At 33.1% G+C, this 10,965-nt stretch carries 8 protein-coding genes; 3 read left to right on the plus strand and 5 right to left on the minus strand.

All coding sequences use genetic code 11. The features are described 5' to 3' along the window. Positions 1-264 precede the first annotated feature (264 nt). The 3 genes from ACNQGH_RS21450 to ACNQGH_RS21460 are packed head-to-tail and all read right to left on the minus strand — an operon-like array spanning position 265 to position 2,433. Positions 265-1,023: an SDR family NAD(P)-dependent oxidoreductase gene (locus tag ACNQGH_RS21450; protein WP_417958061.1), complete on the minus strand. Its 759-nt coding sequence runs from the start codon at positions 1,021-1,023 to the stop codon at positions 265-267. Positions 1,024-1,051: 28 nt separating this feature from the next. Further along, on the minus strand, positions 1,052-1,804 hold the full coding sequence (locus tag ACNQGH_RS21455) for an SDR family NAD(P)-dependent oxidoreductase (protein ID WP_417958062.1): 753 nt from the start codon (positions 1,802-1,804) through the stop codon (positions 1,052-1,054). Positions 1,805-1,821: 17 nt separating this feature from the next. Continuing rightward, entirely contained in the window at positions 1,822-2,433 is a 612-nt protein-coding gene (locus ACNQGH_RS21460; protein ID WP_417958063.1) for an NADPH-dependent F420 reductase, read from the minus strand. A 113-nt stretch (positions 2,434-2,546) separates the two neighbouring features. Between ACNQGH_RS21460 and ACNQGH_RS21465 the strand changes: the two genes are divergently transcribed. Then, the gene (locus tag ACNQGH_RS21465; RefSeq protein WP_417958064.1) at positions 2,547-2,888 is read left to right on the plus strand and encodes a winged helix-turn-helix transcriptional regulator; all 342 of its coding nucleotides are present in this window, start codon (positions 2,547-2,549) and stop codon (positions 2,886-2,888) included. 399 nt (positions 2,889-3,287) lie between these two features. Here ACNQGH_RS21465 and tnpC read toward each other — a convergent pair whose 3' ends face one another. Next, positions 3,288-5,966: an IS66 family transposase gene (gene tnpC / locus ACNQGH_RS21470; protein WP_417958065.1), complete on the minus strand. Its 2,679-nt coding sequence runs from the start codon at positions 5,964-5,966 to the stop codon at positions 3,288-3,290. A 1,300-nt stretch (positions 5,967-7,266) separates the two neighbouring features. Continuing rightward, positions 7,267-8,310: a DUF7638 domain-containing protein gene (locus tag ACNQGH_RS21475; protein WP_417958066.1), complete on the minus strand. Its 1,044-nt coding sequence runs from the start codon at positions 8,308-8,310 to the stop codon at positions 7,267-7,269. A 237-nt stretch (positions 8,311-8,547) separates the two neighbouring features. On the opposite strand from ACNQGH_RS21475, the gene ACNQGH_RS21480 reads away from it, so the two are divergent. Both ACNQGH_RS21480 and ACNQGH_RS21485 read left to right on the plus strand, forming a co-directional pair. Next, positions 8,548-9,555 carry an AIPR family protein gene (locus tag ACNQGH_RS21480; RefSeq protein WP_417958067.1) on the plus strand — a complete coding sequence of 336 codons (1,008 nt, stop codon included), beginning with the start codon at positions 8,548-8,550 and terminating at the stop codon, positions 9,553-9,555. Next, on the plus strand, positions 9,549-10,274 hold the full coding sequence (locus tag ACNQGH_RS21485) for an AIPR family protein (protein WP_417958068.1): 726 nt from the start codon (positions 9,549-9,551) through the stop codon (positions 10,272-10,274). The genes ACNQGH_RS21480 and ACNQGH_RS21485 overlap by 7 nt, the downstream gene beginning before the upstream one ends. Positions 10,275-10,965 lie beyond the last annotated feature (691 nt).

Below are 10,965 nucleotides of genomic sequence, written 5' to 3' on the forward strand. Positions count from 1 at the left end.
ATCAATAATTCAAGTAAATTTAGGGACTGATCAATTTTTAAATAAAATTGTAATTATTTTCGAACCAAAAAAAACCTCCAAAATCAAATGACTTTGGAGGTTTGTAAATTTTGGTGGAGTGTCAGGGACAGCAATCGAACACTTAATACCAATTTTAGCGTTTTTAGAAAATATAAAATGAATAATTGCTAAATAAGGGGATATTAAACCACCGTCGACTAATAATCATGTCCAATTGTCTTTAATTTTTTTTGAGTTTTGAATTTAAAAACCATACATGCCACCCGAAACGGAAATTTGTTCTCCTGTAATCCAAGCAGCATCATCGGAGGCAAGAAATACGGCAGCTTTTGCAATATCTTCTGGTTGGCCTCTTCGACCAAGCGGCGTATTGGCAATAAACATTTTTTCATAATCACTTCCGCGGGTTACACCGGCACTTGACGCACCTTCTGTTTCTGTAGCGCCAGGTAGGATAGAGTTGATGCGAACGTTTTTTGCACCCAGTTCTTTTGATAACGCAATGGTAAAGGCATCTAAAGCCGCCTTAGTTGATGAATACAATGAGGCATTAGGAAGCGGATATTTGCTTGCACCCGAACTGATATTAATGATATTGCCACCATTATCTCCAAACAATTTCAAAGCTGCCTGGATTGTTAATATAGACCCTAATACATTGACGTTGAAACTCTGATGAAACGCTTCTATCGATATTTGCTCAATAGGTGCGTATCCTTGAGCAACTGCGTTATTCACCAAAATGTCTAACGTGCCGAAAGCTTTTTTTGTTTCATCAAAAAGTCTAATGACATCGGCTTCTTGTGATACATCAGCCTTTACTGCAATGGCGGTACCTCCATTGTCGATTATGAATTTTACCACTTTATCTGCGGCTTCTTTACTTGAAGCATAATTTACAACTACCTTGGCACCTGCTGCCGCAAAGTGTTTGGCAATAGATGCGCCAATTCCTTTTGATGAACCTGTAACTACTGCTACTTTATTTTTTAATGTACTCATTATATTAAAATTGATTTAAGATTATTTTTTACTTAGACAAGTATGTCATACCACCATCAACAAGGATTTCAGTACCAAGGATAAATGATGAATCATCAGAAGCCAGGAAAACCGCTGTTTTACCAATGTCAGATGGTTGCCCAATCCTGCCTATCGGCATTTCACCTGCAAAGTGTGTTTTTATAGCTTCAATTTGTTCTAAGGGAACAAATTTTTCAAATGCTGGTGTATCTGTTGTACCTGGTGTTATTACATTTACTCTGATTTTCCTTCCTAAAAGATCGCTTGAGAATGCTTTTGCAAAAAAGATTACAGCCGCTTTTGCAGCACCATAAAGTGTAAAATTTGGATATGCCCGATGTGCTGCATTTGACCCGATAAGAATAATAGAACCACCATCATTCATATAGGGCAGCGCTTTATGGACAGTGAAGTAAACACTTTTCAGGTTTAAATCCATTGTCTTGTCATAGTCGGCTTCGCCAAGATCTGCCACAGTTCCTACAGCTCCACCACCTGCATTGGCTACAATCACGTCTATTTTACCAAATTTTTCAGATGTCGCTGCAAATACTCTCTCAAGGTCGGCAAGGTTGGTTACATCTGCATTTATGGCTATAAAATTATCTCCAAGTTGCGCCGCAGCACTATCTAAAGTTCCCTGATTTCTGCCGACAATAACTCCTACAGCACCTTCATTTTTAAATTCTTGTGCAATCCCAAATCCAATACCGCTATTGCCGCCTGTTATTACTGCTACTTTGTTTTTTAATTTACTCATTATTTAAATTTTTGAAATTATTTTTTTAATTTGATAAGATTTAATGTTGGTAATGGTCCACCAGGGAATCTTTGCAATTTTCCACCTTCGTGCAGGCTTCCCAAATCAACACCGGCAAATCCGATGCGATTAATAATCTCTAACATAACATCTTTTGCATCATCATTATTTCCGGAATAGAAAATCACTCTGTTTCCTCCACCAACCAGCGGATTTTCTGCCAATACATTAGCATATAAAGTATTGAAAGCTTTAACCACCTTTGCCTCTTTTGCCCATTGGCTTACTACTTCACTGGATGTTTTTGAGCCTGATTCAGCCGATACAAATTCGGGTAGACTGGCATTGGTCACGTCTACCAATATTTTGCCTTCTAATGAAACCGTCGATAGTACCTCTTGAACGTGTTCCCATCGCACAGCAAGAAATACTACATCACCTTCGGCTGCTTCCTGGACTGAACCTGCGATGATATTACCACCGATTTGTTTAATTTTGTCTTTAAGCGTATGGGCACCACGGCTGTTACTAATAATTACATCATAACCTGATTCGGTTAAGTGTTTTGACAGTGCTGTGCCGATAGATCCGGCACCTATAATTCCTATTTTCATTTCTTTAATTTTCATTGTCGATATTTTTTATCTAAATTTGTTACGCAAAGATACTATCAATAGTTTATATTTGTAACTAATAGAGATGAGTTCTGGTTACCATTGGGTAACTACTAATTTTAGAAAACATGAGAGACGAAAAATTTTGCAATTCAAATTGCCCATTTACAAGGGCTATCGGCACTGTTGGTAACAAATGGAAGCCGATAATTATCAATGTTATGGGAACCCGGAGTATTCGTTTTGGTCAATTAGATGCCATAGTACCACACATTTCACGGAAAGTATTAACTGAACAGCTAAAGGAGCTTGAAGAAGATGGATTATTGGAAAGATTAGCCTACAAGGAATTACCACCAAGGGTAGAATATAAGTTATCCGAAAAAGGATTGGCATTCCTGCCTATATTGGAAGCAATTAAAGTATGGCAACGTAAGTTTGAGGAAATAGAAACTGCAGACTGTAATTAATTTTTTTCAAGACGGAAAAAAGTTAATTCTATTTACATTTGAAAAGTATGCCTAAAAAATAACGCCATTGTCTTCCAATGGCGTTATTTGTCATTCTGTGGGCTGTCAGGGACTACAATCGAACACTTAATCCCAATTTTGACTTTTTTTGAGAACTTAAAGTAGGTTTTCTAGTACCTCTAATACCAGCGTGATCGCGATTTTGGGTTAAATGAGAATGTATAAGCATTGTGGATGCAGTAGAAAGGCTCTTGAAATCCTTAAAATATTTTATCAAAAAAAACATAGTTGCGGAATCTCAGCGATTCCGTTCAATACAGGTTCATTGTTCGCGCTGTGCAGGCAACGAACCTTTACTGTTATGCATTGGCAATTTTATTTTCACATTATCTCAAATTATTAAACAAAATAATCAATATCAATCTCTTTTGAAAGTAGAAACTTAAAAAATGATTTATTCTGTAATTTGCAAGTTTGAAAAATACTAACCATTCTTAGATAGTGAGGAAATTGATTATTACCAAATGAACCAGAAATTTTTCTTTGGATACAAATATGTCTAATGCCATTTTCGGCAGCATTATTATGCCATTTGACCCCGTCATTGTGAATAAATGTAAATAGGCTTGTCCTATAACGTTTAAATCTTTTTTGGTATAATATAGACAGTTCTGAATTATACGACTTTTTATCTATCATCTTATCGTAAAATTTGTCCACAAGCACTTGAAACTTTGATAAATATTTTGTTTTATAACCGTGAATATTAACTGATTGTATTATTGGTACAATGAGATTTCGGACTTCATTTACAAATAGCTCATATTCTTTATCAAAAGGATTACTCCATAAATCATTATTCAAATCTCTGATAAGATGTACCCAACATTTTTGCTGCATACAATCGATCGAGTCATAACCAGCGTAAAAATCAGAGATTAAAACACCTTTAAAATCCTTTAAAAAATCAATAGTTGTAATAGCATCTCGATTTTTAGATAATTTAAAGGTAACATATTTATCTGTTGTGAAAATCCAAACGTATTGATTTTCACCTAAAATACTTACTGTTGTCTCGTCCGCATGGATAAACGAACTGCTCAATATATTCTGAATAATTTTTTCTTCGGTATCTTTGTAGTATTCACTAAAGTCTTTAATTATTTGTACTCCGTATGCATGACCTATTGAATCATTAATTAAACAGGAAAGAATACTGTTTATTTTTGTGAAAGATAACTGTATCTCAATTCGTTGAAATACAATCCATGATCTGAAATTATGCCCATACAATTGCCTACTTATTTGTCTAAAATTTAAAGGTGGATAAGAGACGTTACATATAGGACAATTTCCATGAACTCCGATATATTGAGTTACTGTTTTTTTAAGACTATTTTTACCAAATACTAAATCAATTATTACCCTTTTTGACTGGATTTTTGATTTAGTTAATTTACGTTCAGTGTGTTTATAACAGTAATTATCTGCTTCTAAAATTATCACTTTGTTTGGTCGACTCATCGATTTACCGAGCCATTGAAACTCTTTTGCTTTATTAATTTTTGCCTTGTGATTTTTCTTTATTTTATTTTCAAGAATGTCTAACTTAATTTTTTTGTCGTTGTATTCATTATGTGCAAGTTCCAGTACAAGTTGAAACTGATTGTGCAATTTATTGCTTATTTCAGAAGCTATTTTTTTAGGCTTTTCAACAAACTCAAGATCATTAGATATGGTTGCGGACATTTGAATTCGTGTTAACTCATTTGTTAACCTCCTCAATGCTATGCAATCCTCTTCATTGTATTTAAGTAAATTAGGTTTATATTTTTTTTGACCACATTCCCAATTATTTCTCCAAACAATGCTTTGCAACCCAGATGCAATATTATTAGACCATTTCATTCCTAAAATATGTCCCAATTCTTTAAGGCTGTTTGAATATACTGGAAAGTATATTTTCCCAAAAATGAATGTATTTAAATTTACAAACCTTTTTTTAAGAGAATCAATACTTACATTATATCTTTTTGAGAGTACCTCAAATGCTGTTGGTTCAAAACTGCCATAGTGATAAATAGCACTATCAGGATACCTTAAAATTAATTTGACTAAATCCAGCCAAGAAGTTTTTTCATCCTCAAAAGTGTTCGACCAAAATGAGTAATACCTTTGCTCATCATTTTCCGAAATCAAAACACCAAATAAGTAAAAAAAGTTTTCTTCTGGAATACTTTCAATATCAAGAAATATCTCTATTTTATTTCGATTTAAAAAAGGAAGTTTTTGAATATATGTTTTTTCGGTTCTAATCGCTAACGCTTGTAATTCGGGTTTGTAATTATTAGGAACGTTTTTAATGCGTCTATTCTTTCTTCGAGGTTTGTAAATGTATGAAAGTTGCTTTATGGTAAATATGCCTTTTTTTTCAAAGTTATTAATTTGCTTTTGGGTGATCCTTTTTAACAGGGTTAAATTATCTTCTTTTAACGCTTGATTCTTACACAATTCGGAAAAAGAACATTGCTCGCAATGTTTATTAAGAAACAATCTTGGCGGATTGTCATTAAATTTTTGAATTTCATTTATCGCTTTTTTTATTTCATCTTTTAACGGATTAATTTTAACTCTGTGCTGTTCTCCTTTCTTATTAATCACAAATGCTGAATCTGAAAATTTAGCTTGTATTTTCTCTAGCACCAAAGACAGAAACGCCAACTCCATTCGATTTTCTTTAGAAATCTTATTAGTTCCAATAAAAATTCCGAGTTCGTAATAAAAATTTCCAAATTTAGAATTTCCATCTTTTCTGAATAAGATATTACAATCAAAATCAAAGTAATCAATCCTTATTTTTGCACCACAAACTATTGGGAATCCTTCTTTTAAAATATCCAGCTCATAGTTTTGAACATCACTTTTTTGAAAATATGTTTTTGCTGACTTTTCTTTCGCCTTAAATATTATGGTTTCGTAATCAGTTAATTCATAATTATTAACATTATTAAGCATGAAATATGCTTTTCTTGAACATTGAAAATATGCAGTAATATGTTGTGGACTGATTAAATGCATAATCAAGGTATTTAATTGTAAAAGAAAGCCCTAAAAATATTGACTAAACCATTCGACGCATTGCTCTTTTTTTGCTTGTGCGTAATTTATTCCTATACTCATTTTTTACATGAAAACTGAGTAAATATGCTTGTTTTTTATTGCATATACTCAACTTTGACTGAGTTTTATGCTCCAAACCTGCAAAATCATTTCTACTATCCTATAGTTTTTTCTCACTACCTTAAAGATAATAATCTTATACAAAAAAAACTCTCTTCGCAACTTTTATTATAGTTAGATATTCCGGGGAGAAGTCGACACTAAAAATAAAAGTATCTGTCTTATCTTAATCATACTAAGTAGTTTCTTTGCCATTCTGCAAGTGTTTTTTGATTATAAACCAAACTTATAGTAAATGGTGGTTAAATCTCTATCTAGTTAGATAATGGACTTGAGAAAGGTGGTGTACTTTGCTCCGGAATAAGTCGCGACCTTTGCAGGTTCTTCGTCAATTTTGGTGATCTAGAATCGACTTGGACAATACCTTAATAATTGAAAACCAACCCTTCCATACATCATTCTTTTAATATTCTTAAGCCTATTAATATGGCTGAAAAATGAACTGATTCAATAATTGCTGATTGAATAAAAATGATATTTGAAGTCGACAAGTATATAATCTATATGATAAAATCGCGGTATTCTTTGTAAAAGGAAAGGTGGAATTTATTGAAAAACAAATGAGTAATTGTTATTTATATTTTCACCAAAATTGACGAAGAACCCCTTTGCAGCGGAATATCCAATTAGTCATTCCCCAAAAAAGTAACTTTTTGAGGAATGGCTAACTACTAAAAACGGATATCAAGAATTTTAATCCGTTAATTCCATGAAAGGATTTTTTTTGAGACGGTAAAAATTAAGCTAAGCAATTTGCGAAGTATATTATGAAAAAAATAAAGCCACTGTCTTCCAGTGGCTTTATTTGTCTTTCAGTGGGCTGTCAGGGACTTCAATCGAACACTTGTTACCCGTTTTAACTTTTTTTGAAACCTTAAAATAGTATAAATATAAAAAACAAAAATGCCATTGTTTGACTTTTTATGGAGTGTCATAGACTGTAATCGAACAGTAATAGCAATTTTGACTTTTTTCGGAGATATGAAATGATGTAATTCGCAACGTTTTGGATATTGCCGAAGGCGGGGTTTTCCGTACTAAAGAATCGAAGAACAGACCATAAACCTTGTACAAAGGTCCGATCGAAATCGTTCAGCCCCCGCTTTTGGCAATACCTTGTTATGTGCTGTTTCTATTCTCATTCGTCAATAGGTTTGGGCATGTCGTCATACGGATACTCGTAACCATAATAGTCTTCCCATTCTTTTTTTACTATGTCTCCATAAATTACTTGGCGAACTTCATAATCTTTTGTGTCCATTGTCCCAACGAAAATTCTTTGATGTTCTGGAACTGCTTCATATGCATCTTTTAATTCGTCTCGCAATCTTTTTGTCGGATTTTGTATGTATTCGTCAAATATTCTCGCACATTTGGCAATACTATTTTCTTTGCCGTTCAGTTCATTGAACTTGTCAATCAGCTCTTTCATTTTGGATTTAATGTCAACACTGCTTCCTGAAACAATCTTAAAAGAACCTAAATTCAAAATTGTAACGGTTTCTCCGATTTTCAAATCTGTTGTTAGTGTATCATTTTTAGTTAGGTCATCTAAGTCTTCAAATTTGAAAATTTTCCTTTTTGGTAAATTAGTTATCTCAATGTTTCCACTCTTATAAACAGATAATTCTGCTAAATAAGTTTTATTGTCGTCATTTCTATAAAAGAAATTAAATTTCTCTCCATTAATCCTGTTAGGGAAAAAAGAATTAGGGTCGTCAAAATGATAAGGTTTTGGTTTCGGCATAAAGTGTTTTGTAACATTTGCTTTACCTACCATTTTTGAATTATTGCCATTGTAATTGTGTAAATTTTCAAGTGTCGGGTTAAGTTGCTTTACTAATGAATAAACATAATCATATAGGGTTTCTTTGGCGTGGTTCCATTCTCCTTGCTCGATATTCCAATTTCCTAAACTAAAAATAGAAATGGCTTCTCCATCTGGAATTGAGGTAACAACCCAACCTTTATTCAATTTGCCTTTGAACATTGATAAGTCAACCATTTCCCAACAAGAAATAAGTCCGTCACTATAAACTTGCAAATCTGTAAAGTGGTATTGCATATTATGTATAATTCCTGGAATTGAAAATCCTTCAAGAACTTCTGTCCTTGTTATCGTTGTCAAGTCGGCTGGTTCTGTCGTCCTATTAGATTTGAATATTTTGTCAAACAGTTTCATTTGTTGTGGGGTGTCGTTTTAAAATAGCACATAACGTTCTGGTACTACAGCGGGTTTGGGACTAAATTAAGCCCTATTTTCGGATTTGCCAAATCTCCCAAATACAAAACCAACTTTCCATTAGGCAAATTGCCCAAATGCGTTGTAGTTGTTAGCAGCAGCTGATTTTTATCGTTAATATTAAATATAACAAAGAGATTTTGTACTTTGCACATTAAATAAATATTCAAATCAATTATGGACTTTAACGATTATGAATTTTTTCAAAACTTTATTGAAAGAGATGATTTAACCAAATATACTGATAATGCTTTATTACTTTATAGTTTACAGATACGATTTGGAATTGAAGATATTGATGAAGTTGCTTCAACAAGTTTAACTGATGGAGGAGGCGATAAAAAAGCTGATCTTGTTTATATTGATACTGATAAGAAAGAAGCAATTATAGCTCAAGGTTATTATGCCTCTAAATTTAAAGCAGAAGCCCCTGCTAATAAAGCTAGTGATTTAAATACAGCTATTACTTGGTTGTTGGCACGTGATCTCAAAGACGTTCCAGAAAGACTTAAATCTGCTGCTAGTGAATTGAGACAGAAAATTAACGATAGAGAAATTACAAAAATTTCGCTTTGGTATTCACATAATTCGCCTGAATCAGAAAATGTTCAACAAGAACTTAAATCTGCGGAAGCAACACTTAGTTCGACTCTTAAGAATCATTTTCAGGATAAGGAAATAGAATGTAGTTATTTGGAAATAGGTTTGAGTACTTTGAATACATGGTATTCAAGTTTGACTATTCCCATTCTCGTAACTGATAAGATTGAAGTCGATGATTGTATGGGATTTCAAACTGAAGGACCAGATTGGGAATCATTCACAACATCCTTTCCAGCTGATAAGCTTTGGGAATTATATAAAAGCCACAGTACTTTGCTCTTTTCGGCAAATGTTCGTGATTACTTAGGAAGTCGCAAGTCCGATTCAAATATTAATAATGGAATTAAAGCAAGTGCTTCCGTTAATCCAAAACAGTTTTTTGTTTATAATAATGGGATTACTGCTCTAACTAATAAGTTTGAGCTGGATGGAAAAAAACTTACGGTAAGTGGAATTTCAATTGTTAATGGTGCTCAAACAACTGGAGCAATTGGTTCATTGGCAGTTAAACCAGATTCTAACCTTAAATACCGATTCGATTCATTAAATGCAGTAATCCTGAAACCGTTGCTGCGATTGTAAAATTTAATAATAGCCAAAATAAAGTTAATGCTCCAGATTTTAGAAGTAATGACGACGTTCAAAAAAGAATAACGGGAGAGTTTGCTGCTTTAGGAAGAATGGGTTATTCCGCTCGTCGCGGAGGCGCGGTAGATGTGATTAAGCGCAATCCAAATTTATTAGCATCGTTAACTGCCGGTCAAGTATTAGCAGCTTTTCACGGCAAGCCGAGTGTTGCATATAATGAAAAGAGTAAAATATGGGATAATGATACTTTATACACTCAATTTTTCAATGAAAAAACTACTGCAAAGCATATATTTCTTTGTTATACTTTAGTGAAAGCTATAGAAGAACTAAAATTGGGACTTATGCAAAAGAAAAATTTATTGACAAATGAACAAGAAATTTTGAGTTTTCTGCGTAGTCGTGGTTCAATTATTCTTTTTGCGAGTGCTATCGCTAATAGCATGGAGGTAATTTTAAATAAGAAAATTTCAAATACTTTTAGTGTGGAATTTTGCAAAAACCTTACAGTAGATAGCGCAAAATACGAGTGGCGACAAATATTGAATATGGGTAGTGCATTTGTAAGTACACTGAATGAAGGTCTTGAAGATGGTATTAAAAACGAAGAAAAAATAACAACAGCTATAAAAACTTTTACTAACCTCATAAACGCAGTCAAAGTTGCAAATAAGGTGATTTTAGATAAATTTGCTTTATCAGTTTGTGTTTAGAGTTGATGTTATCGATTCTGCGGTTTGGTTGCTGCTAACTTAGATATACCCGCTAACTTATAGCGTATATCTATCTCATTATGGGTGATTACGATATACTACATAATAAAGCACAAGTTTTTATAATAGTACACAAAAACAAAATACTACGATTGCTATTTTTTAATAAACTGAGATTTATTTTGAGACAATAAAAAATTAGGCCAAGCAATTTGTGAAGTATATTAACAAAAAAACAACGCCATTGGAATCCAATGGCGTTGTTTGTCTTTCTGTGGTCCATACGGGACCGTTTACGAACCATTTTTCACAAGATTTGAAGAAACTAGCTTTATAAAGTGGTCATTAAAAAGCAGCAAACTGACAAAAAGTAACCTATTGTCAATATCTTCGAAGCACCATCAATACTATTCTTCATATTTGATTTTAAATTCTTCGATGTAAATATCTGTTCAGGTGTTCGTTCTCTTTGTGGTAACCAAATTCTATTTTGTTTCAGTCGAGTTACAATTTAGTTAATAATTTTCATCCCATTTTATAATTAGTTAACGCTTATTTCTCCATTCACTTTACCCCGGAATTCAAATACATACAAAAAGTAGAACCAAATAGCTAACTTTACTATTGCAGCGGTAAAACCTAGCACCTCAATGGTGAATACTATCCCTGCCGGAATTCTGGTTGAAATGTA

The sequence above is a fragment of the Flavobacterium kochi genome (assembly GCF_048286715.1).
Taxonomy (GTDB): Bacteria; Bacteroidota; Bacteroidia; order Flavobacteriales; family Flavobacteriaceae; genus Flavobacterium.

Excerpts from the sequence above, each read along its gene's own strand:
- ACNQGH_RS21450 (WP_417958061.1), bottom strand. The coding sequence starts at position 1,023 with ATGAGTACATTAAAAAATAAAGTAGCAGTAGTTACAGGTTCATCAAAA.
- ACNQGH_RS21455 (WP_417958062.1), bottom strand. The coding sequence starts at position 1,804 with ATGAGTAAATTAAAAAACAAAGTAGCAGTAATAACAGGCGGCAATAGC.
- ACNQGH_RS21460 (WP_417958063.1), bottom strand. The coding sequence starts at position 2,433 with ATGAAAATTAAAGAAATGAAAATAGGAATTATAGGTGCCGGATCTATC.
- ACNQGH_RS21465 (WP_417958064.1), top strand. The coding sequence starts at position 2,547 with ATGAGAGACGAAAAATTTTGCAATTCAAATTGCCCATTTACAAGGGCT.
- tnpC (WP_417958065.1), bottom strand. The coding sequence starts at position 5,966 with ATGCATTTAATCAGTCCACAACATATTACTGCATATTTTCAATGTTCA.
- ACNQGH_RS21475 (WP_417958066.1), bottom strand. The coding sequence starts at position 8,310 with ATGAAACTGTTTGACAAAATATTCAAATCTAATAGGACGACAGAACCA.
- ACNQGH_RS21480 (WP_417958067.1), top strand. The coding sequence starts at position 8,548 with ATGGACTTTAACGATTATGAATTTTTTCAAAACTTTATTGAAAGAGAT.